Genomic DNA, 23,887 nt, shown 5'->3' on the forward strand with positions numbered 1-23,887 from the left:
AAGAGAATAATGATATATTTGCAATGAAATACTGAAAATGTTTTATTAGGAATGGCAGAATCTACAATTATCACCGGACAGTTTGTCCGCATCAGTCAAACGCCTGCCAGTATCGGTGAGCGACTCATTGCACTGGTTATAGACTATATTCTGCTTGGAATCTATGTATTTTCTACTTTTGACTTGTTCTCACGAATTCACCTGCCTTCTGATTTCGCGATGCTTTTCTTCCTCGCTATCGTCTACCTGCCGGTCTTGTTCTACGCATTTCTTTGCGAAATGTTCAATCAGGGACAAAGTTTCGGTAAGCGGATAATGAACATCCGTGTCGTAAAAGCGGATGGCTCCACGCCCAGCATAGGCTCATACCTGCTCCGATGGTTTCTCTTCCCTATCGACGGACCGATGACCGGTGGCTTGGGACTTCTGGTCGCCCTTTTGACAAAAAACAGCCAGCGAATGGGAGACCTTGCCGCTGGCACCATGGTAATCAAAGAAAAGAATTACCGCAAGATACACGTCAGCCTCGATGAGTTCGACTACCTGACCAAAGACTACCGGCCTACCTATCCACAAGTTTCCGACTTATCATTGGAGCAAATCAACGTCATTACCCGGACCCTGCAATCGGGTAAAAAAGACCGTACACGCCGCATTGCTTCCCTTGCTAGAAAAGTGCAAGAACTTCTCTCCATCACCCCTCATGACAGTAGTCCGGAAAACTTTCTTCAAACCGTTCTCCGGGACTATCAATATTATGCCTTGGAAGAAATTTAATACAGACTTCCAGCCAAACTTCGTTATAATGGACGGTGAACATACATTAAAGGCCTGCAATGTATCATACATGCTCTTTTCGTTCTTAATGAATTCGTATTCAATAAGGCTACATTTACAGCTGCAAATATAGTCGAATTGTTATTAAATCACTATCTTCGCGCCCAATTTACGGAATCAATACAATAAAGAAATAAAAAGCCAACAAAGAAATGAATACACACAGTCTATGTTGCATCGGTTATATTACCCAAGATAAAGTCGTAACCCCTAAAAATACCATATACATGCCGGGAGGCACCTCTTTCTACTTCGCACACGCCATCAAACATTTGAATGCCAGCGATTTTCTATTGATAACAGCTTTGGCTGATACCGATATGGGCGTTGTGGAAGATATTCGGAAAGAAGGAATTTCCGTCAAAGCCTTGTACAGCACACATTCCGTATGTTTCGAGAATATTTATGGAGAAAACCAGAACGAACGTACACAACGCGTCACGGCAAAAGCAGACCCTTTCACTGTGGAAGGTTTGAAAGATATCAATGCACGGATTATCCACTTGGGCAGTCTGCTTGCCGATGACTTTTCTTTGGAGGTTATCAAGTTTCTGTCCAGAAAGGGATTACTCTCGGTAGATGTACAAGGATTTCTCCGTAAAGTGGACAATGAAAAAGTGCTGGCCGTAGACTGGCCGGAAAAGAAAGAAGCATTGAAGTATATCCATATTCTGAAAGCCAACGAAGCTGAAATGGAAGTGCTGACCGGATGCTGTGAACCACACGAAGCTGCATTACTGATTGCAGACTGGGGTGTCAAGGAAGTGCTGCTGACCCTGGGAGATAAAGGTTCGCTGATATATGCCCAAGGAGAATTCCACGAAATACCTGCCTATCCGGCCCTTCAGATTACAGATGCAACAGGATGCGGAGACACCTATATGGTAGGATATCTGTATATGCGCAACAAAGGTGCATCACATTGGGAAGCCGGATGCTTTGCTGCCGCCATGTGTACCATAAAACTACAATCACACGGACCATTCTGCGGAACGGAAGAAGCTATAAATAACGTGATAAGAGGATAAAATGATAGGGTGATATCTTGCTATCACCCTACCATCTCATTTATAATCCGAATCTCTTCACGGCATCTACCGGCTTATCTGCCTGTGCAGTATCTGGTTATGGGCGCATACTCGCTTTCCTACCGCCCTTCCGAATCAATCTGCGAATCCAAAGATAATAGCCCGTCAGCGGCAAACTTGCACCCACCAAAGCAGCAAGGAAGCTCAATATGCGAGTGCCCAGCCCTCCCCAACTACCTACATGAATAGAGAATATCCAGCCCCGGATTTTTCCTGAAGTGTCGGTATCTTTGTACAAGGTAGTCCCGGTGATTTCACCGCTACGGGGATTGAACGTATAACGGTCGACAGCACGCTGGTTGCCCAACCGATTGAAAGAAACCATAGCAGAGCCTTTGGATACGGTTATCTGTTTATAATCAGGATTGAGCTCCTTCAGTTCTTTATAAACCTTCTGCCAGCTTGCAAAAGGAGAAAAAGAATTTCTTTCACGATTCTCACCTCCCCGTCTGCCACCAGACCGACCTTGAGCCCGTTCTCCTCCCTGGGCTGCAGTTTGTGCCAGAGCACCATGTCCTCCATCTCCTTGTGTGGTTTCCACTCCGAAAACTTTGTAGAAACCGATGCGATACCAGGAGAAAGACCATGTTAGTCCCGTAAGCGCCATTACCAACAGAAAAGCCAGCGTGTACATACCACCTGCCACATGCAAGTCGTACCAGAACCGACGCCACCCCTTACCGGCAACAATCTTCAAACTGTTCTTCAAAGCCTTTTTTGTACGAGGCCACCAAATGACAATGCCCGATATCAGGACAAAGACAAACATCAGCGTGGCAGTGCCCACAATCATTTTCCCCCAGAAGATGCCTCCATTGGGCTTCATGCTGTCCAACAACCAGCGATGCAGGCGGAACATGGTCATGAAAAACGGTGCACGCTCATACTTTCCCTTTATCTTACCCGTATATTGGTCTACATAGACAGAGGCACGACGGGGTTTGGAAAGATTCACTTGCCAGGCACGCTCCGGAGCAGATGAAGCAGTGACACCCGTCACAGAAACACTATCCGGCAGAGTAGCAGCTACTTTTTCGGCCACCTTGTCCATGGGAAGCGGTGCCGTCCCGACTTTCTCCACATAGTAGAGGTCGCGATGACAAAGCTCCATCACCTCCGTCTCGAATACCAACATCGCTCCGGAAAAACAGATAAGGGTAATCAGTAGCCCGAAGGGGACTGAAAGCCATAAATGTATCTTACGAAAAACTTTCTTCATAGGAGCTTATTCCAGTTTACCTACACCGTTCAATTGAGTTACATTAACAACCAGACCTCTGGCAGCTGTTGCATTGGCTGGGTCTACCTTATAGATGCTAGGATAGCCGGAAGAGGTAGTGACTGCCATATATGCTTTGCCATTTTCCATGTATGGGGTACTACCAAATCCGGAAACATCACTTGGAAGGCCGTTCACATAAGTCAAAGCTCCGGTGGAGGCGTTGAAAATGGCAAGTTGATTGGCGACCTTACCCGCCTCCGTAATGTCTCTATCATACATCAGCAGCAAGAAATAACTGCCGGAGATGTACCAACTGCGCATGAAGGAGTGTCCATTCGCCTTTTCTTCAAGGTTGTAGTAGTAGCCGGCATCAAATTCTTCTGTTTTTGTATTGATACGCACCACTCCGGCAGGCAACGTAGTCCGCTGGCGGGCATCGGCCATGGTCTTGGCATAGCTCGGAGAAAACACATATACATAGCCGTCGTCAGCAAGCCAGTTCATCTGGTAGTACTGTGAACGGTTGCGTCCGGCAGCATAGCTTATCTTGTCGGTAGTGATGACTTTATGAGACTTCAGTGTCCAATCAGCAAAGATAGCAATATGGCATTCATTAGGATACTGAGTCCATTGCAACTCGTCCTTTTCATAGGCACTGCTACCCTGTCCGCCAGATTCTGCCTTTATTAAATCCTCATTACCGGGAAGCACCCACTTGTAGCTACCGTCTTCGTTCTTCTGCATGCAACCATACTGGCTAAGCCCCATGGGAATGGCTGCCGCATAAACCTTGCTGCCCACTTGTTCTATACCGGCCAGTGTCACGTATTCACCATTTTCAAGGAAATTTTCGGCAAGAAACGGAGTATCTTTTGTTACCGAATTCTTTGTATAAGTCTGTTTCTCGACATCCAGATAGGAAATCAAAAAAGATTGGGGAGTATACCCATTTGCATCATTCAGCTCCGTTGGGCCGTCACCGGTAGAAGCTGTCATTATAAATTGGTCACAATAGCCGTAGGTAGTGAAACGATTGACGTTATACTCCTGGCTACGTTTTTCCAGTTCACCGTTTGCATTCATAATGAACGACTGGGTAGTGCCTGCATTTCCCTGATTGTAGTTCAAGGCATACAGATATTTGTTTCCGTAGAACACCCAGTAAGTAGCACCCTCATTCACAAGGCCATTACCAGCAGCAGTAATCTCACCGCTTTCCAGCGACTCGGCTGTCAGCAGGACAGGAACGGAGCTACCTGAAACTGTAGCCGTAGCAGCTATCACATAGTTACCCTTTGAACCGGAACCGGAGCCGGAACCCGGTTCGTCTGTGTCTGTACAAGAAATTAAAGCCATTCCGGTCATTGCCATTGCAAAGAGGCCGGACAAAAGATAATTCTTCTTCATTTGTTCTTCTTATTAATTACACCTATTAAAACCATTATATTTATTAATCACCAAAATGTACACGTATCTTGCCATAGAACGCACGCCCGGCTTTCTGAAGGCTGAAGTTGTCATACAAATCCTCGTTTGTAAAGTTACGGCACTCAAACGAGAGATTGTAACGGCCGTTCTTCAGACTATAGCTCAATGTCAGATTGTGGGAGAACTGGTCGGGCACCATAAAATCATTGTTCTTGCTACCGACGGCCTGCGAATAGTAGGAAAAGCTATGCATGTACTGGTTGTCGTAGGTCATGGAGAGCACATTCTCTTTTTTTCCAAAGTCGCGCCAGTAGAAGTTCACGTCAAAATCGGCAAACTGATAGGGTACATTGGGAATACGTGCTTCATAGCCAAGATTCTGTACGGAGTTTCCCGTACTTCCAATCTGCCACTTCTCATTGTCACGCACATTCATTCGCGTGAAGTTGCCGCCCACACTCAACCAGCGTCCGAAGCCATAACGCGCCGATACATTGTATCCCTTCGTCAGCACTTTGCCGTAGTTGGTATAAGTGGCCCCTTCTTTTCCTCCGCTCAAGTCCTGAATATTACGCTGGATATAATCCTTCGTATTGCGGTATACCACACCGCCTTCCACGTAGACGGAATGTTTTCCAAAACTCCGAGAATAACTCAGGTTCAAGTTGATGTTGTCACTTTTCTCGGGACGGATGCCGATGTCTCCACTCTCCAGATCTTCGTCACCAAACATCTCTTCGATAGTGGGCAGGCGGTAAGCTTTTTCGTAAGAGAACTTTGCCTGCAAGCCGGACAGAATGAAGTAGGTCCCGGCAGCACCATATCCCCAAGAGTCTACCGTACGGCTGGTGCGTACATAATTACTACCGGTATCATCCTCGGCCATAGGTCCTGCCACATACTGGCGGTAGTATTTGCCGAATGCCGAGAAGTTCCACTTTTCGGAAGGCATCAGGCGGTATGACAAACCAGAGATATTCTTGCGGGTCTGCTTGGCAATGGCATCCGTCTGTTCTTCCACCGCCAACAGTGAAGTATTATCACGCCGGAAAGCGTTCAGCACATGATTGAAAGTCAGCATGTGGACTCTGGCAATGCGGTAATTCAAGGTCAATGTACCGTTCCAATTGTCATTATCGGCACGGGAATACTGGCGGGACTGTTCGCCGGGACTGTTCAGCGGATGTTTCTCACCAAGCCAGTTGTATTCATAGCGGGCAGTATCCACATTCGTAGTGGCATTGCGATTGTAGTTGGCTGTCAGCACCATATCCAGCCCCTTGATTATCAAGTTGCGTTTGCTGTATTCCATCGAAGGCATTAGTGAATGGCCGAAGCGGTGCTTTTCTCCGAAGACTGTCTTCTGGCGTACGCCGGTCTGTATGTCCTTGTACATGTGCGAATAGGTGAAACCAAACATCAGCCGGTCTGCCCAACTTTTGTCTACAATACCCGCTTTAGCCACAATGGCTTCGTTATGGTAAGTATCATTGAAACGCCTCACACGCACCTTTTCACTTTCGTTGAAACTGCCCGTCTCAAAGTTCTTTACCGGTGCATCTACATGATAATCGTTGTCCGAGTAGTTCTGAAAGGCATTGATTTCATAGCTGAAACCGTTCTTGAAAGTCTGTCCGAAGTCTATGTATGAGCGGTGGGTATTGAACGATCCGTAAGAATAAGAAGCATCCAGAAACCAGTTCCGACGTTTCTTGTTGGTAACGATGTTGATGACACCGCCAATGGCATCCGTTCCGAAGCCTACGGGAACCACACCCTTGTATACCTCTATACGGTCGGCAAAGCTCACCGGAATATTGTTCAGACTGAAGGAGCTTCCCACGCCTTCCTGCGGCACACCGTCAATGAATACCTTGACGTGCTTTCCGCTAAAACCGTCCAGCATAAGCTGCATGTCCGAACCTACCCCACCCGACTCACGGAGTTTCATACCCGGAGCCTTGGTCAAGGCATCGCTCAGGTTCTTCGTGGTATTCTGGAGTTCCTTCGTATCGACTGCCACAGCATTGAATGCCGACCTCTTCATACGACTCACTCCGGTAGAAACGATAGTCACCTCATCCAGCTGTTGTGTTTCGGGAGCGATGGTTATATTCAGCTTCATCCGCTCATCATTGACCAGCTTCACCTTCTTTTCCACCTTTGTATAACCTACGGCAGACACCACCAGCGTATAGTCGCCGGCAGGCGCCTTGATATGATAGAGGCCTTCCTGATTCGTGATTCCTCCATAACTTGTCCCTTTCAGATAAACAGTCGCAAAATCCACCGTTTCTTTTTCCGTAGAAATGATTCTACCCGAAATCATCCCTCCTCCCCTCTGCGAACGTGCAGACAGAGAAACCGACAGAAGAAGAAACAACAGAGAGAATTTAAGTGTATATGCTTTCAATTTTACAATGATTATATGTTGTTAATAAATCGCTGCAAAGGTCATTATTAACAGCCAGCTGTGCAATCGCTTATTGTAGGTAATTGCATGGAGAGTTTTCATCGTATATATCATACCGCGCAATCACCATTGATAGGTATTATCAATAATAAAACAGATAAAAAAAACCGAAAACAAGCTCGGAAGGTGCTGAGGAAATCTCTTAAATAATAAAATCAAAACAGTTTCTTATTCGTCAGCGGCATTTATGCGGATAATCGTAAAAGAGAAAATAAAGATGTAGCAAAACTGATGATAGAGAAGCCTTATATTAGCCGATGAATAAAGACAGACTAACTTCTCATTTACTAAAAACTATTCGTCCGACAAGCGTTACATTATCGTCCGACGGCTGTTTAATTATCGTCCGACAACTGTTGGACGATAATGCAACAACTGTCGGACGAATAAAAATTAGCAAACAAGAAACTAAAGGTCAGTAGACAAGGATATAGAATATAGTGATGCAAAAATTACCTATCCTAACAGCCCCCTTCTATTTATAGGAGCCATCAGATACAGCATCCTATTCACGGTTCATCAAACGATGCTCCGCCATCTGCTCGAACTTCGTGCCGGGACGTCCGTAATTGGCATACGGGTAGATAGAGATGCCGCCACGCGGGGTAAAGATACCTGTCACCTCGATATACTTAGGATTCATCAGATGAATGAGGTCTTTCATTATGATATTCACGCAATCCTCGTGGAAGGCACCATGATTGCGGAAGCTGAACAAGTAGAGTTTCAAACTCTTGCTCTCTACCATCTTGACATCAGGGATATAGCAAATACGGATTTCCGCAAAGTCCGGTTGCCCCGTGATGGGACAGAGGCTGGTAAATTCAGGGCAATTGAAACGTACCCAGTAATCATTGCCGGGATGCTTGTTATCAAATGCCTCCAATACTTCAGGGGCATAGTCCTGACGGTATTCTGTCTTTCTCCCTAAAAGGGAGAGTTGGTCTTTCAATTCTGTCATAGCCATATATTTTTAGTGATACAAGTGTGCCTCATTTAGTAGAAGCCAAAAACTTTTCCAATCCTTCTCTGCGCAACGTGCATGCCGGGCAGTGTCCACAACCATCTCCCGGGATACCATTATAGCAAGTCAGCGTTTCGTGACGTATAAGTTCAAGCACTCCAAGCTCGTCTGCCAGCGCCCAGGTCTCCGCTTTGTCAATCCACATCAGTGGTGTGTGCAGTACGAATTGCTCGTCCATAGCCAGGTTCAGCGTCACGTTAAGCGACTTGATGAAAGCATCCCGGCAATCGGGATAACCGCTGAAATCGGTCTGCGACACCCCCGTCACAATATGATTAATCCCCCGCTCGCGGGCGTAGACGGCGGCTATACTCAGGAAAAACAGATTGCGTCCCGGCACAAAAGTATTCGGAAAGCTGTCTGCCGGCTTCTCCTGGTCCATCTCCATGCCGGCATCTGTCAATGAGTTATGTCCCAGCCGGCCGATAAAGGAAACATCCATTACTTCGAACTCCACACCTGCCTTACGGGCAATGGCCCTCGCCAAGTCCACTTCCTTCTGATGTTTCTGTCCATACAGAAAACTCAGCGCATACACTTTCTTAAATTCACGTTTTGCCCAAAAGAGGCAAGTGGTCGAGTCTTGCCCGCCACTGAATACCACCAAAGCTGTGTCCCTATTCATCTTGTTAAAAGCCTCTCCCCTTGCCCTCCCCCGTAGGGAGGGAAACAGAGAGGGCATTGCTAATTATTTGTTTGACATAATAACTGATTTTCCCCTCGCTACGGGTAAGGGGCTTTAAATATCGCCTATTTTCCATACTTTATAGGAGATGCCTTCATCATAGACATCACTACCGTCTATCCGCTTAATAGCTTTTACCACACGGATAGTCACAGGCAGTATCAATACCTCGTACATGGACTTCAGCAGAATCTGGATACACATCATCACCAGCAACTCCCGCCATGCAATGATTCCTCCGAACGCAACCGGAAAGAAAATCAACGAGTCTGCCGTCTCACCAACCACCGTCGACCAAATGGCACGTGCGGAGAAATTACGCCCGTTGCTTGCCAGTTTCATGCGGCTCATTACGTAGGCATTCAGAAAAGAGCCCACCAAGAATGCCGTCAGACTGGCTATGACAATACGGGGCGCCATTCCAAAAACGAAATTGAAATGCGCGGCACCATCCCAGAAAGGGGCGGCAGGCAACGCCACGGCTATCAGTCCCAGCATTACCACAAAAAAGTTCATGGCAAAACCGCTCCAGATAATCAGGCGGGCTTTACGAAAGCCCCAAACCTCGGCTATGCAATCGTTGATAATATAAGAAATCGGGAAGACCAGCAATCCGGCTGTTACGGTAATACCAAAAACCTGGATAACTTTAGTCTCAAGAAGATTGGCTGCAATCAGGCATACATTGAACAGAATGCCCAGCAACATAAAAGGTACAGATACTTTTTGTTTCATACTCCTGTTTTTTACGTGGTGTTCTAGAATACACGACCGCTATTCACGGCATCATACTTATTTAATCCGGCTGCAAAGATACAACAAGTTTTGCAAACGAACAAACAACATATATTTTAACCAAAATTCAAGTAAAACGAAAGTCCTTTTTCTATTCCAAGTAATGGCAAACAGCGTAACTATTCAGCGGACACGCCGAAATTGTCCCTCTTAGAAAAGGGCAAGAATGGTGTTGTAAGGTGTGAGACGGTTATCCCAACAACCTGCCAAGTACCTATCATTACAGACAGTATTTCGTAGCCAATGTATTCTGAAATAAGCCCCCGAACATGCAGATAGGCGCTGAATATCTGCGTGGCTGGCGCGCCAACTTCGACAATTCCACCAACCATGCCAACCGTATGAACCTGCTTGTACAGTATTCTTTCTAGTCCAATATAAAAAGAGAAGCCGCCTCAAATCGACATTTGAGACGGCTTCTTAATATATAAAGGTAGGATTGTGAAATCAGAACTTATAGTTTACACTGACACCAAATACCTTGTTGGTACGGCTATACACATCCTTGTCTACCACATTTGCAGTATTGCCACTTGCAAGACCACGAGGATTATTCTTTGTATAATCGCTGTAAGTAGTCCAGAAGTACGCCACATCCAGGCTCAACGCTTTGCTAAGGTTGATGCGACCACCGAAACCTACTGAATAAGAATCACAAGAGAAGCTGGTATCCGACTGGAAGTCATCACTCAATCCGTAATCAGTCTTCTGATAACCTCCACTGATTGTAAGCAATTTGTTAATATCCCACTCCGCACCAATCAAATACTCGTGCGTACCGTGCGTCAATGCCTTCTGTTTGCCATCTGCCATACCGGCATTCTTGTCGTCAAAGAAATGATACTCTACCGAAGCACGCAGAGAAGGAAGAATCTCATAGCCTGCAGCCATCGACAACATAGAGGGAATATCGCTCGGTGTATTCACGCCGTTCACAAAAGGAGCCATATAAGCTTCGGCTCCCGACGGATAGGTTAATTCGTGCGTATCATTCTCAATGTTCATGTTTGCCTTGAACTCATATTTCGCAGCCAGATTCAGCTTGCCGAACTTGGCATCCACTCCGATAATAGGGGTCAGTCCCCAACCGGTTTGGTCACAATCCAACTCAATCTTCGAGTCATCCAGCTTTTGCATCATAGGAGCTGATATTTCCGCAGCCTTTGCCATTGCCTGCTCTTGGGTAAGTCCTGCCTGCATCAATTTCTGTACAATGGCACCGCCTATCTGCTCGGCCACACCATTATTCAGCCCCACATTGAGGAAACCCTTGTAACCACCAGTAAAATAATTCATGCGCGCACCAGCAAACACAGCAAAGTGTTCATTTATCTTATAGCTTAATCCCAACTGGAAACCATAGATAAACTGACGGCCTTCCATAGCAGAATTAATGGTATATTTGTCCGGAGTCACAGCATAACCGAAGTTTGTAGCCAGTGCTTCCGTTTCTTTTGTCACGAGTCCGATAGCTGCAGCATCAAACATCGGCAATCCCCGGTTGAAAGAGGCTTTTCCACCGCCGCCTACCACAGCAAAGCTACCAGAGAATGCCCAGTCGCCTTTCTTATATACAGCATGTATGGAAGGGATGACAGGAGCGGAAGCCTTTCCTTCATAATAGCGGGTAGTATTCTGCCCATCCATAGTCCATAAGGGACTGGTTGCAGCAATGTCACGCGTCTGATAAGCACTTTGAATGGTAAGGGCCACCTGAAAGCCATCTTTGGGAAGAAATGCCAAACCGGCAGGATTACTGTAAACGCCGTCAACATCAATGGAAGCACCACGTGCAATCATACGCAAGAAAGCAGCATTCTGATTTGTATTAGTCAAATAATCTCCTGCAAAAGTTGTAGTTGAAACGATTAGCATCGCAATGCTAATCAACGAAAATTTTCTCATCTAAATCTTTTTTAATTGTTTTCGGGCGCAAAGGTACAACAATATTGCACATAAAAAAGCATTTTGTGCATAAAATTATCCTAATATAACACTTTCATTGAAACATCAAATAGTTTCTAATGAAACAAATGGAAACAATTGTCTTTATATAGAAGATTGACTACCACATGCACTGATTGCATCCCGGTGTATACATTTTCGTAATGGAAGATAAAGGCAAAGCGGACGGCGCAATACTCTCATGTCGTGACGGAATGGGGGTATACGAGACCAGCAGTTTTGAACTGGAAAGATTGAAAGACACTCACATTCTCTTCATAGAAGTACTGATGTAGCGTGCTTTTGCATAAAATAACAGCTTAAACCGGAAGTTTGTGTAGCGTTTTTTGTAATATTGCGCTATAATTCAATCCGTAAATGAAACTTGATTACATCTACCATAGCGGCTTCGCGATTGAAGCGGACGGAGTGACGGTCATTATCGATTACTATAAAGATTCCTCGGAAGAGGTTTTCAATAAAGGTATCGTGCACGACTACCTTTTGGAAAAACCGGGCGTACTCTACGTACTATGCTCACATTTCCATCCCGACCACTTCAATCGCGAAGTTCTTTCATGGAAAAAGCTACGACCCGACATCCGCTACATATTCTCCAAAGACATCCTAAAGCACCGCCGCGCCTCAGCAGAAGATGCCACCTACATCAATAAGGGCGACACCTACGAAGACGAACATATCCGTATCCAAGCCTTCGGTTCTACCGATGTGGGCATTTCCTTCCTGATAAATCTGCAGGGAAGGCGGCTGTTTCATGCCGGTGACCTGAACAACTGGCACTGGAGCGAGGAATCTACTCCGCAGGAAATACGCAAAGCCGAAGGTGACTTTCTGGCCGAAGTGAAAAATCTGCTGCAAACTGTACCTGCCATAGATGTAGCCATGTTTCCGGTGGACAGCCGTATCGGAAAAGATTATATGCGTGGTGCAAAACAATTCGTGGAACGAATAAAAATCACTATATTTGTACCGATGCACTTCGGCGAAGATTATCAAGGAGGCAACGCCTTCCAGCAGTTTGCCGAGAGCAAGGGATGCCGCTTTCTGAGCATTGCACACCGTGGTGAAAGTTTCGAACTCCCCAACTTTTAGCCCGTAACTCGTAAATTAATAATTAAAACACATACTATTATGAAAAATTTGACACAACTTCTTTTTACACTGTTTTGCCTTTGTCTGCCGGCCATGCTGCAGGCACAGGATAGAGACGACAGTAAATATCTGGCCGGTGCCATTCCCGAGGTGGACGGCAAAGTGGTATTCGCCAAAGAATTCAGCATCCCCGGCATGTCTCAGGATGAAATCTACGAACGTCTGCTCGGCTGGATGGATGCCCGTCTGAAAAAGAATGAAAATACCAGCCGCATAGTATTCTCAGACAAAGAGAAAGGACAGATTGTAGGTATCGGAGATGAATGGATTGTATTCAGTTCTACGGCTCTGTCATTAGACCGTACCAAAATCCTTTACCAGCTAACTGTGACCTGCCAACCCGAAAAGAGCGTGCTCGAAGTAGAGAAGATACGGTTTAACTACCGCGAAGGAAAAGAAAAATATACCGCCGAGGAATGGATTGTAGACAAATATGCCTTGAACAAGACAAGAACCAAACTGGTACGCGGACTTGCCAAGTGGCGCAGAAAAACCGTAGACTTCGTTGATGACCTTTGCCTGGGAGCAGCAGAAGCATTGAGCGCCACCACTGCCAAAGCTCCGGTAGAAGAAAAGAAGGAAGAAAAGAAAGAGGTGAAGGCTGTCGTCAATTCTGGTCCGACGGTAATCACCCCGAAGAAACAAGTTACCGTGGAACCCACCCAGGTTGCTGAAAAGGCATCCGAAGGCGTCGTGAAAGATGCCCAAGTCATCGAAGTGCCCCAAGTCAAGAAACCTGCCGCACTGGTTCCTGCCCAAAAGAGCCAGCAGCAAGAATACAAGACCATAGCCCCCGAACAATTATCAGCCGATGCCATCCAGACCGGAGCAGGCAAATTAGTTATCGTCATCGGCCAAGAGCCTTTCAACATGACCATGATGACAGCAAACTCCGGAGGTTCTTTGGGCAAAGTCAACGACAAACCAGTTGTATTCAGCATACTGTCGCCCGACCAACCGTATGAACAAATGGAAAAAGCAGAAAGCTATACCATCCGTTTCTATCCTACGGGACAGACAGAGCCTACGGTCATTCTGGAATGTAAGAAGCTGCCTTCACCGGCAACGATGGAAGGTATGCCACGCACGTATGTAGGCGAAATTCTGAAAGCAATGGTCAAATGACCGCACACGCAGACTGTAAATTGTAAATAATCAAATCAGAAATAAACAAATGGAAATAAAAAGTAAATTCGACCATTTTAATATCAATGTCACCAACCTGGAACGTAGCATCGCATTCTACGAAAAGGCACTGGGGCTGAAAGAACATCATAGGAAAGAGTCGTCCGACGGCTCTTTCACTCTGGTCTATCTGACCGACAGCAGTACCGGCTTCCTGCTGGAACTGACCTGCTTGAAGGAGCATCCACAAGCCTACGAATTAGGGGAGAACGAGAGTCACCTCTGCTTCCGCGTATCCGGCAATTACGACGCCATACGCCAATATCATAAGGAAAACGGATGGGTATGCTTCGAAAACACAGCAATGGGACTGTACTTTATCAATGACCCGGATGACTATTGGATTGAAGTACTGCCGGAAAAATGATATTTTACATCACTAAAACAAGGAAATATATGAGTATAGAAGAAGCGATGATGGGTGGTATTGTCTTCAAAGGCAAAAAGGACAAACCTAAAGAAGAAAACAAGATAAAAACCAAAGCCAAGAAGAAAACCTACATTACCGGACAACACGGTTCCGCCTCAGCCAAAATGAAAGCAGAAATCCGCCGCAAACGCGCTAACAGACATAAGAAATGATAAATACAGCCTTATTGCCTGCCGAAAAAGATCCGATGGGAGCAGCCATAGCCGATTACTTCAAACGGCATAAAGCCGACCGCCTACGCGTGTTCTCTTCACAATTTGATGAGGACGAAATTCCCGTCGAAGAACTGTTCCGCACAGAAAAGCAAATGCCCTTGCTGGAGCGTACAGCTCTGGAAATGGCAACCGGAAGGATTCTGGATGTGGGTGCCGGCAGCGGTTGCCACAGCCTTGCCCTGCAAGAAGCCGGAAAAGAGGTCCATGCCATTGACATTTCCCCGTTTTCCGTGGAAGTAATGAAGCAGCGGGGTGTGCGTAGCGTGTCACAAACCAATCTGTTTAATGAACTGTTTGTCGATGAATACGATACTATCCTGATGCTGATGAACGGTTCCGGCATTATCGGAAAGTTGGAAAACCTGCCTGTTTTTTTCCGGAAGATGAAGCTGCTGCTCCGGCCTGGAGGCTGCGTTTTAATGGATTCCAGCAACCTGAGTTATCTATTCGAAGAGGAAGATGGCAGTATTGTTATCGACCTTGCCAGTGATTACTACGGAGAGGTAGACTTCCAGATGCAATACAAGAATGTCAAAGGCAACTCTTTCGACTGGCTCTACATAGACTTCCAGACCTTGAGTCTCTACGCTGCTGAAAACGGCTTCAAAGCAGAACTAGTGAAAGAGGGTACACATTATGACTATCTTGCCAAATTATCCCGACAAGCATAAAAGTGAAGTGCCCCCCTAAAAATTCTTGTCTAACTTTTAGGGGGGCACTTCACTTTTTTATATCCTGCCTGTTTCCGCTATTCAGAAAGCATCCCGTCAATCTCCTTCACTAAGGAAGCAAATTCTTCAGGGTTATACAGACGTGTCAGCTTCACAATACACCCTTCCTTATCAATCAGGACATTGCGTGTGATACCTGCCTTGCGGAGCGCATACTTCGCAAATATATCCGCTCCCGGGTCCAGACCCAAAGGATAGGTCACTCCGGTTGACTTACCAAAAGCAATCACTTTCTCCAACGGCTCGTCACGGTCGATGCCAATCAGCATAAAATCCGGATTCGACTTATGCTTCAGCCAAATATCCTTCTCTATGAAAGGCATCTCCTTACGGCATACCCCACACCAGCTCGCGGTAAACTGCAACATGACCACCTTCCCACGAAGTTCCGAAAGGGTAATGCTTTTCCCATCCGTCAACTTCACTGTAAAATCAGGAGCCATCTCCCCTACCTTAACGATGTAGCCGGTACTGTCCGCCACCACATCCTGCGCCTTGCCTGCCATACTGCACATAGCAAACAGACAGAAAATCAAAAATCCTACTTTTTTCATCTTATTCAATCTTCAATAATAGAACCGGGAAAAATTCCCTATAACGAAAAAAACCCGAAACACTTTATAAAAAGTAGTTTCGGGATTTTATTATCGAGGTACCTGGCAGATTCGAACTGCCGTACACGGTTTTGCAGACCGCTGACTAAGCCACTCATCCAAGGTACCAACTTTACAAGAGTTCTTTATTTCTTGTTTGCGGATGCAAAGGTAGCACTTTTTTTGAAACCACCAACTATCTACAGCAACTTTTTTTCTTTTTTTTCGTCACCCCACTGCACTCCGCACGCTTCTTATCATACAAATTCTTTAATTCACAGCCACTTGCACAACCATCACACGGATTGCCGTTTTCTTTTACCTGATGAAAAAAAGAATAAATACTCATGCCAATCCGCACAGCGCAGAGCAGCAACAATAGGGCTACTACCCACTCCTGCCAACTATTCATCATAAAAACAGACCTCCTATCTGATAAATTGCGAAAGACATCAGCCAGGCCAACGCAGTAGTATAAAGCCCCGCAAACACAGGCCACTTCCAACCGCCCGACTCTCCTTTAATGGCCGCCAATGTGGCGATGCACGGAAAATAAATCAGCACAAACACCATGTATCCGAAAGCCACCAGAGGCGTTATCGGAATGCGTTCGCCTAGACTTACGGCATCCGCCTCGGCATCGTCTGCATAAAGCACCCCGAGCGTGCTTACCACCAGTTCCTTGGCACCCACACCAGAGAGGATGCCGATACCCAGCTTCCAGTCGAATCCCAACGGTTCGATAATCGGTTCCATGGCTTTACCAATCCGGCCGATATAGGAATTCTCCTGCTGTTCCGTCACACTTTCATATTCATCGTGGTTGGGATAATATCCCAATGCCCAGATAACAATGGATGCCACCATAATGATGCCTCCCATCTTGCGGAGATACTGCACCCCCTTCTCCCACGTATGGCGGAAGATGACCTTGGAGGTTGGCATACGATAAGGCGGCAATTCCATGACAAACGGCGTATCATCCCCTTTCACTAGGAAACGACAGAAAAGACGTGCCATGACCACTGCCAACAGAATGCCAATGGCATAGATTACTAACAGCACAAAGCTCGCATTGTTCGGGAAGAAAGCGCCTGTCAGCAATAAATAGATGGGCAGACGGGCGCTGCATGACATCAGCGGATTAATGAGCATCGTCACCAAACGGCTCTTGCGATTCTCGATGGTACGCGAAGCCATGATAGCGGGAACATTACAACCAAAGCCCATAATCAACGGGATGAAGGACTTTCCATGCAAACCCATCTTATGCATAATCTTATCCATGATGAAAGCGGCACGCGCCATATAGCCCGAGTCTTCCATCAAGGAAATAAAGAAATAGAGCAGCAGAATATTCGGCAGGAATACAATAACACCTCCCACACCACCTACAATGCCGTCCACCAGAAGATCCTTCAGCGGTCCTTCGGACATGTTGTTGCGTATCAAATCGCCCAATTCGCCTACCAGCCATTCAATCCCCTGCATAGGATAGTCGCCCAGCACAAAGGTACCTTCGAACATCAGATAAAGGAAAAGGAAGAATATAGGATAGCCCCACACGCGGTGTGTAACGATTGAATCTATGATTTGAGTAGTCCTCGACGTATCCTGATGATTGTCCACATAGGTCTCGCGCAAGGCACCGGCTATGAAACCATACTTGGCATCAGTGATAGCTTGCTCGCTCTCTTCGTTCACCACCTCGGCAATTCGTGACTCTTCCCGGTCGCGAACAGCAAGAATTTCATTTCCGTTGGGCAGCTCCTCCACAATCTTTTCCAAGTCTTCGTCGTTCTCCAACAGCTTGATGGCAAGGAAGCGCGTGGAATATTTGTGGCGAATGTTTTCATTAACACTGATGACACGCTTCACCTCTTCAATGCTACGCTCCAACTCTGGACCATGATTGATGTGGATATGGTGGAAAAAGCCGCGCGGCTGCTCCACCTCTTCTTTATGGCTACCGAAGTCATGATCGGGAACATACTCCTGATGCCAGCTGCGAAGGTCATTCAATATCTCGCTACGTATCCTTCCTTTATGATCGAGGAAATCGCAGCCTTCGTAAATATTAATAATTACATGGAACAGCTGTTCAATGCCCTTCCCGCTACGACTGACCGTAGGCAACATCGGAACTCCGAACAGCTGGCTGAGCCTTACATAATCCAGCAAATTTCCACTGGCTTCCAGCTCATCGTACATGTTCAAAGCAATCACCATGCGCACATTCATGTCAATCAGCTGGGTGGTGAGATAGAGATTACGTTCCAGATTGGAAGAATCCACCACATTGATGACAATATCCGGCGTTTCATTGATGATGTGCCGACGGACATAGATTTCTTCGGGAGAGTAGGCCGAAAGGGAATAGGTTCCGGGAAGGTCGACAATACGGAAATGGTAGCCCTGAAAATCAAAATACCCCTCCTTGGCATCTACCGTAACGCCACTGTAATTGCCCACATGTTCGTGCGAGCCAGAAGCGATGTTGAAAAGAGAAGTTTTACCGCAGTTGGGATTTCCTACTAAAGCTACATTTATGGTGCGGCGTTTGCCGAGGGCCAGTTGCTTCAGCTCATCTTCGCCTAAATGCATGTTTTCGCCCAACCCTTCGTGATAATCGGGCTGCACAGCCTGTTCCTTAGCTTCCTGCTCACTGATAATCTCTATCATCTCAGCCTCCTGCCGACGAAGAGAAATCTCATAGCCCATTACTTTGTATTTGATAGGATCACGTAACGGAGCATTCAGCAAGACCTCCACTGTTTTACCTTTAATAAATCCCATTTCCACAATCCGTTTGCGGAAACCACCGTGTCCCAGCACTTTTACGATTACACCTTTTTCACCGGTATTCAATTCGGACAAACGCATAGTCTTTCTGCCTTTCTTTTCTAAATTTGGGGGCAAAGATAATACTTATGGCTACAAGGTACAAATAATTTAGAATGTTTTTAAATAAGCAGGCTCGGCTCTTTCATTCAAAGGTGTTAACTCCCCCCCTTAGCTCCTATAACCCCTCTAAATAAAAGAACCGTGATAAGCGAAAGAAAAAAGATTAAATCATCTTTTAGTTCCCCCCCCAAAAAGACATTAAACAATAATGCCCAGAAGACAGGACACGATTTACAAAGATACTAAATCGTAATCATACCCCGTCTTTGTCCTTTTCTTACCACAACTATGGTAGGAAAAGAACAAAGACGGGGTATGCAAAAACACAACTGTAGCAAGATTAGCTTTTAGCAAATATGACCTTAACCAATAGAAATTCTGAAAATAGATACTTGCAAATATGGCAATAAAAATCGTTTGCACTATCTTTGCATCACTCTATATTTGAATATGCAGAAGGTAGTACAATACATCAAGCATCACAAGCTATTTTCGCCAGACGACAAAATTCTCGTGGCACTGAGCGGCGGGGCTGACTCCGTGGCGTTGCTGCGTCTGCTCCTCAGCCTGGAATATACATGCGAAGCCGCTCATTGCAACTTCCATCTGCGCGGAGCAGAATCCGACCGCGACGAGCACTTTGTTCGCCAACTTTGCCTAGAGAACCGGGTGACGCTGCACACCGTCCACTTCAACACGGAACAGGAAGCAAAGGAACGACATATCTCCATCGAAATGGCTGCAAGAGAATTGCGTTACACGTGGTTCGAAAAAACAAGGAAAGCATGCAGTGCGGCCGTCACTGCCGTCGCCCACCATCAAGATGACAGCGTGGAGACATTGCTGCTCAATCTGATTCGTGGCACCGGCATAAACGGATTGCGGGGCATACGCCCCCGAAACGGACATATAGTCCGTCCTTTGCTCTGCCTAGACAGAAAGGAAATCGTCAGTTATCTGGAAAGTATCGGGCAAGCCTACGTGACGGACAGCACCAATCTGCTGGATGAATACACCCGCAACAAAATACGCTTGAACCTGCTTCCCATGATGCAAGAGATAAACCCCTCTATTAAGGAAAGCATCCTCAAAACAGCAGAGCATTTGGACGATGCGGCCTCTATATATAATACAAGTATAGAAGAAGCAAAACTACGGGTCAGGATACCAGAAGGCATCAACATCGACGCTCTGATGCAAGAAGCGGCACCGGAAACGGTATTATTTGAGATTCTGCATCCACTTGGGTTCAACACCGCACAAACAAGAGACATCTACCGAACATTGGACGGACAATCCGGCAAAGCCTTTGCCACCTCCAGCTGGCGTGTCATCAAAGACCGCGACTCATTGTTGATAGACCCCATACAAAAAGTCGTAAAGCCTCTATTGGAAATAAAAGAATATCCCTATACACCGGATTTCATGATTCCACGCGACAGAGCAACCGCCTGCTTTGATGCCGACAAGCTCAAGCATCCCCTTTCGCTACGTCTTTACAGGCAGGGAGACAGATTTGTGCCCTTCGGCATGAGAGGTCGGAAGAAAGTAAGTGACTACCTGACCGACCGCAAGTTCTCCCTTCTGCACAAAGAACGACAATGGGTGCTTTGCTGCGGAGATGACATAATCTGGCTGGTGGGAGAACGAGCGGATAACCGTTTCAGGATAGACGAAAAGACCCGGAAAGTGCTGGTTATATCAACCACTGACCGATAGCCGTCACAGAATGATTCTGTCCTCCTTCTGTTTCTTGAAGCAATCGGAAAGCAACACGGCAAACGGCGTGTCATACGCACGCGCCTTCTGCGGACAACTTTTCACACAGGCACAACACTTGATGCATTTCTCTGCAACCGTATTGCACTCTTCTCCTTTTATAATCGCTCCTGCAGGACAATACTTCACGCAATATCCACAATGTGTGCAACGTTCCGTATTCACTTCCGGAGTACGAGGCATAAGAACCCCACTCTTACGCAACTTGACGACTCTGCGCAAAAAGCGGAGCAACGGGAAAAAAGGCTGGCGTGGACGCTGGATATGGGCCACATCCACCCCATACAGTTTCTCCACATCTTCGGCCGCTGCAATTTTAGCACGTATCTTTTCACCAAAAAGCTTTGCATACTCCAAGTCATCCGCATCCGGACGTCCGGATGCTACCGGGTATTTCTCACTGCTATAAGAGTGCTCGCCTACAAACGTAGCACCTGCAATTACCTTGAAACCCAAGTTTGTAACAAAAGCATCCAATTCCACCAAAGCCTTCTCATAGGCCCGGTTGCCGTAAACCACCACCACAGCAGGCGCACCATCAGTATGAAGCTCCCTCATCCGCTCCAATGCAAAAGGAGCCACATGACCGCCATATACGGGCACCGTGATGACCGCCAAAACATGGGAAGGAACCTCTCTTTTACCCGCTGCCTCCAAAGTAAGGTCCACTTTGGAAACAGACGAAATTCCTGTTCCGTGAACAATTGCCTCTCCCACTTGTTTAGAGGTACAAGTAGGTGAAAAAGTTATCAACTGTACTTCATCTATATTCATAAGCTAATCCTTCATGTTATTATCAATACAAAACTTATCTTCGTTTTGAAAGCAAAGATAAAGTTTTAAATTTAAAAAAAGATGATTTGTTTATGAAACCAAAAATATTTATTACCTTTGCGCCGTTGAAACATTCTGCGACTTCTTGCTGTGGCGAGAATTGTTTATCAGATTTCCGGTTCAATAACAAATATCCCATATAAATCATAATATTACAAGGTAAACTTGCCTGAGTTGCTTCCTACAACAAATGCAACTATGCACTTATGCCTTTCAATAAAAGTAAATTTAAAACCATTCACACATATAATATATGTATAACATCATTCAACTGAACGACAAAAATTTGTCGGAACTACAAGCTATTGCCCTAGAACTGGGTATAAAAAAAACAGACTCACTCAAAAAAGAAGAACTTGTTTACAAGATACTTGACGAACAAGCGATTGCAGGCGCCACCAAGAAAGTTGCCGCCGATAAGATGAAAGAAGAGCGCAAAGGGGAAAAACAAAAACGCTCACGCGTTACCGTAAAGAGCGTAAAAAAGGAAAGTGCCGACAAAGTATTCTCTGCCAATAAAAACGGAGACCTCACCAAAGCCAAAACAGAGGAAGCACCGGCTACGAAAGAACAACCCATAACTGTAGAAGCTCCCCAAGAACCAGCCATAAATACTGCAACGCCGCCACCTGCCAAAGAAGCCACCGCCCCCAAACGAAAACCGGGACGTCCCCGTAAGGTAAAGGAAGAAACCGCTGCTCCCAAGGCAACGGAAACCCCGAAAGTCGCCGAACCGGAACTGAACTTCGAAGCCAACAACCCGAAAGCAGAACCCCAGGCGGAAGCCAAAGCTGAAAAGAATATCGTACCGGACAAAAGTCCCATTCTGACCGAGGCGGCAAATGACTTCATTCCTATTGAAGACCTCCCTACAGAAAAAACAGAGTTGCCATCCGAACTTATCGGCAAATTCGAAGCGACCAAAACGGAAACTCCCGCCCCCCCCACACCTGCCGTTGCCCCAGCCGAACCGCAACAGCCACAACGCCCGCGCCTCCGCGCCCGTGACAACAACAACCCATACAATAACAACCGCAACGGTGGCTATAGCCAGCAGCGCCCCATGCAGCAGCGCCCGGTACAATCCTATAACAACGGAGAGAACTATCCGGCTGCTCCGGAACGCAAACCCGTAATAGAACGCGAGAAGGTTTACGAATTCGATGATATCCTCACTGGAACCGGCGTACTGGAAATCATGCAGGATGGCTACGGCTTCCTCCGTTCTTCCGATTACAACTACTTATCTTCACCGGACGATATTTACGTATCACAATCACAAATCAAATTGTTCGGCCTAAAAACCGGTGATGTGGTAGAGGGTGTAATCCGTCCCCCGAAAGAAGGCGAAAAATACTTCCCGCTGGTAAAAGTATCCAAAATAAACGGCCGTGATCCGGCTTTCGTACGCGACCGCGTACCGTTCGAACACCTCACGCCCCTCTTCCCGGACGAGAAGTTCAAACTTTGCAAAGGCGGATACTCCGACTCCATGTCTGCCCGTGTCGTAGACTTGTTTGCCCCCATCGGCAAAGGTCAGCGCGCCTTGATTGTGGCACAGCCCAAAACCGGTAAGACCATCTTGATGAAAGACATTGCCAACGCCATTGCCGCCAATCATCCGGAAGTCTACATGATTATGCTGCTCATCGACGAACGCCCAGAGGAAGTTACCGACATGGCACGTACCGTCAATGCGGAAGTAATCGCCTCTACTTTCGACGAACCGGCAGAACGTCACGTGAAAATTGCTGGCATCGTCCTTGAAAAAGCAAAACGCATGGTGGAATGCGGACACGATGTTGTCATCTTCCTCGACTCCATCACCCGCCTGGCACGTGCCTATAACACCGTATCCCCAGCTTCCGGCAAAGTACTTTCCGGTGGTGTGGACGCCAATGCATTACATAAGCCCAAACGTTTCTTCGGTGCTGCCCGTAACATCGAGGGCGGCGGTTCGCTGACTATCTTGGCTACCGCCTTAATCGACACCGGCTCCAAGATGGACGAAGTTATCTTCGAAGAATTCAAGGGTACGGGTAATATGGAATTGCAGCTCGACCGCAACTTGTCCAACAAGCGTATCTTCCCAGCTGTCAACATCGTTGCTTCCAGCACCCGCCGTGACGATTTGCTGCAAGACAAGCAGACATTAGACCGCATGTGGATTCTCCGCAAATACCTTGCCGACATGAATCCGATAGAAGCCATGGACTTCGTAAAAGACCGTCTGGAGAAGACCAAAGACAACGACGAATTCTTGATGAGTATGAACAGTTAACAACAACTACATACAAATATTGTACAAAAGCTTCTATTTACGTTCATAAACGTAGGTGGAAGTTTTTGTATATCCGTTTTTTCATACATTTGCCGCCATACAATAACCTTGAACAAATAAATTCCAAATCTGATGAAACCGATTTACTCTTTTATGAGAATGGTATTATGAATGCTTTCTGGTGATGGCACAGCAATCACCCAATTTTCTTATTATCCAATGCGACCATTTAATCCAACGGGTAGTAGGCGCATACGATGCCGCCC

Annotated in this window: 20 protein-coding genes, 1 tRNA gene and 2 pseudogenes; 11 read left to right on the top strand and 12 right to left on the bottom strand. The window is 46.4% G+C overall.

Features of this window, described 5'->3' with window-relative positions; all coding sequences use genetic code 11:
* Nucleotides 1-51 precede the first annotated feature (51 nt).
* Nucleotides 52-777, top strand: coding sequence for an RDD family protein (locus tag HU824_RS01050; RefSeq protein WP_176467790.1), 726 nt, complete (start codon nt 52-54; stop codon nt 775-777).
* 212 nt (nt 778-989) lie between these two features.
* Nucleotides 990-1,865 carry a PfkB family carbohydrate kinase gene (locus tag HU824_RS01055; RefSeq protein ID WP_176467791.1) on the top strand — a complete coding sequence of 292 codons (876 nt, stop codon included), beginning with the start codon at nt 990-992 and terminating at the stop codon, nt 1,863-1,865.
* A gap of 97 nt (nt 1,866-1,962) precedes the next feature.
* On the opposite strand, the gene HU824_RS01060 is transcribed toward HU824_RS01055, so the two are convergent.
* The 6 genes from HU824_RS01060 to HU824_RS01085 form a co-directional block, all read right to left on the bottom strand.
* Nucleotides 1,963-3,144 (bottom strand): PepSY domain-containing protein, encoded by a 1,182-nt coding sequence (locus tag HU824_RS01060; RefSeq protein ID WP_176467792.1) that lies wholly within the window; start codon nt 3,142-3,144, stop codon nt 1,963-1,965.
* Between the two features lie 6 nt (nt 3,145-3,150).
* Nucleotides 3,151-4,554 (bottom strand): DUF4374 domain-containing protein, encoded by a 1,404-nt coding sequence (locus HU824_RS01065; RefSeq protein WP_176467793.1) that lies wholly within the window; start codon nt 4,552-4,554, stop codon nt 3,151-3,153.
* A gap of 43 nt (nt 4,555-4,597) precedes the next feature.
* The gene (locus HU824_RS01070; protein WP_246866891.1) at nt 4,598-6,904 is read right to left on the bottom strand and encodes a TonB-dependent receptor; all 2,307 of its coding nucleotides are present in this window, start codon (nt 6,902-6,904) and stop codon (nt 4,598-4,600) included.
* A 649-nt stretch (nt 6,905-7,553) separates the two neighbouring features.
* Nucleotides 7,554-8,009, bottom strand: a complete 456-nt coding sequence (gene queF / locus HU824_RS01075) for a preQ(1) synthase (protein WP_008664917.1) — start codon at nt 8,007-8,009, stop codon at nt 7,554-7,556.
* A 31-nt stretch (nt 8,010-8,040) separates the two neighbouring features.
* Entirely contained in the window at nt 8,041-8,697 is a 657-nt protein-coding gene (gene queC, locus HU824_RS01080; protein ID WP_005831503.1) for a 7-cyano-7-deazaguanine synthase QueC, read from the bottom strand.
* A 114-nt stretch (nt 8,698-8,811) separates the two neighbouring features.
* Nucleotides 8,812-9,492: a queuosine precursor transporter gene (locus tag HU824_RS01085; RefSeq protein ID WP_005831504.1), complete on the bottom strand. Its 681-nt coding sequence runs from the start codon at nt 9,490-9,492 to the stop codon at nt 8,812-8,814.
* Between the two features lie 245 nt (nt 9,493-9,737).
* Between HU824_RS01085 and HU824_RS01090 the strand changes: the two are divergent.
* A pseudogene (locus HU824_RS01090) lies at nt 9,738-9,923 on the top strand (hypothetical protein); the annotation flags it as partial.
* Nucleotides 9,924-9,999: 76 nt separating this feature from the next.
* Here the strand turns inward: HU824_RS01090 and HU824_RS01095 are convergent.
* The gene (locus tag HU824_RS01095) at nt 10,000-11,457 is read right to left on the bottom strand and encodes an OmpP1/FadL family transporter (protein ID WP_176467794.1); all 1,458 of its coding nucleotides are present in this window, start codon (nt 11,455-11,457) and stop codon (nt 10,000-10,002) included.
* A gap of 152 nt (nt 11,458-11,609) precedes the next feature.
* Here HU824_RS01095 and HU824_RS01100 point away from each other — a divergent pair.
* The 6 genes and pseudogenes from HU824_RS01100 to HU824_RS01125 form a co-directional block, all read left to right on the top strand.
* A pseudogene (locus HU824_RS01100) lies at nt 11,610-11,792 on the top strand (pirin family protein); the annotation flags it as partial.
* Between the two features lie 82 nt (nt 11,793-11,874).
* Nucleotides 11,875-12,609 (top strand): MBL fold metallo-hydrolase, encoded by a 735-nt coding sequence (locus HU824_RS01105; protein WP_136009477.1) that lies wholly within the window; start codon nt 11,875-11,877, stop codon nt 12,607-12,609.
* Between the two features lie 39 nt (nt 12,610-12,648).
* A complete protein-coding gene (locus tag HU824_RS01110; protein ID WP_176467795.1) occupies nt 12,649-13,794 on the top strand; it encodes a DUF4468 domain-containing protein in 1,146 nt (381 codons plus the stop codon).
* 49 nt (nt 13,795-13,843) lie between these two features.
* Nucleotides 13,844-14,221 carry a VOC family protein gene (locus tag HU824_RS01115; RefSeq protein WP_117689203.1) on the top strand — a complete coding sequence of 126 codons (378 nt, stop codon included), beginning with the start codon at nt 13,844-13,846 and terminating at the stop codon, nt 14,219-14,221.
* Nucleotides 14,222-14,250: 29 nt separating this feature from the next.
* Nucleotides 14,251-14,436 (top strand): hypothetical protein, encoded by a 186-nt coding sequence (locus HU824_RS01120; RefSeq protein WP_008664928.1) that lies wholly within the window; start codon nt 14,251-14,253, stop codon nt 14,434-14,436.
* Nucleotides 14,433-15,170 carry a bifunctional 2-polyprenyl-6-hydroxyphenol methylase/3-demethylubiquinol 3-O-methyltransferase UbiG gene (locus HU824_RS01125; protein ID WP_176467796.1) on the top strand — a complete coding sequence of 246 codons (738 nt, stop codon included), beginning with the start codon at nt 14,433-14,435 and terminating at the stop codon, nt 15,168-15,170. The genes HU824_RS01120 and HU824_RS01125 overlap by 4 nt, the downstream gene beginning before the upstream one ends.
* Before the next feature lie 77 nt (nt 15,171-15,247).
* Here the strand turns inward: HU824_RS01125 and HU824_RS01130 are convergent, their stop codons facing one another.
* The 4 genes from HU824_RS01130 to feoB all read right to left on the bottom strand — a co-directional run bounded on the left by HU824_RS01130 (nt 15,248) and on the right by feoB (nt 18,706).
* Complete coding sequence (locus HU824_RS01130; RefSeq protein WP_176467797.1) at nt 15,248-15,784, bottom strand: TlpA disulfide reductase family protein; 537 nt, start codon at nt 15,782-15,784, stop codon at nt 15,248-15,250.
* Between the two features lie 96 nt (nt 15,785-15,880).
* Nucleotides 15,881-15,952 (bottom strand) — tRNA-Cys (locus HU824_RS01135).
* Between the two features lie 67 nt (nt 15,953-16,019).
* A complete protein-coding gene (locus tag HU824_RS19605; protein ID WP_255260430.1) occupies nt 16,020-16,238 on the bottom strand; it encodes a hypothetical protein in 219 nt (72 codons plus the stop codon).
* The gene (feoB, locus tag HU824_RS01140) at nt 16,235-18,706 is read right to left on the bottom strand and encodes a ferrous iron transport protein B (protein WP_176467798.1); all 2,472 of its coding nucleotides are present in this window, start codon (nt 18,704-18,706) and stop codon (nt 16,235-16,237) included. Before feoB ends, HU824_RS19605 begins: the two co-directional genes overlap by 4 nt.
* A gap of 471 nt (nt 18,707-19,177) precedes the next feature.
* Here feoB and tilS point away from each other — a divergent pair, with 471 nt between their 5' ends.
* Nucleotides 19,178-20,446, top strand: a complete 1,269-nt coding sequence (tilS, locus tag HU824_RS01145; protein ID WP_176467799.1) for a tRNA lysidine(34) synthetase TilS — start codon at nt 19,178-19,180, stop codon at nt 20,444-20,446.
* Between the two features lie 3 nt (nt 20,447-20,449).
* Here the strand turns inward: tilS and HU824_RS01150 are convergent, their stop codons facing one another.
* On the bottom strand, nt 20,450-21,280 hold the full coding sequence (locus tag HU824_RS01150; RefSeq protein ID WP_176467800.1) for a 4Fe-4S dicluster domain-containing protein: 831 nt from the start codon (nt 21,278-21,280) through the stop codon (nt 20,450-20,452).
* 313 nt (nt 21,281-21,593) lie between these two features.
* Between HU824_RS01150 and rho the strand changes: the two genes are divergently transcribed.
* Nucleotides 21,594-23,621, top strand: coding sequence for a transcription termination factor Rho (gene rho, locus HU824_RS01155; protein WP_176467801.1), 2,028 nt, complete (start codon nt 21,594-21,596; stop codon nt 23,619-23,621).
* Nucleotides 23,622-23,887 lie beyond the last annotated feature (266 nt).

The organism is Bacteroides sp. L10-4, from assembly GCF_013373675.1.
GTDB classification, from domain to species: Bacteria; Bacteroidota; Bacteroidia; order Bacteroidales; family Bacteroidaceae; genus Bacteroides; species Bacteroides muris.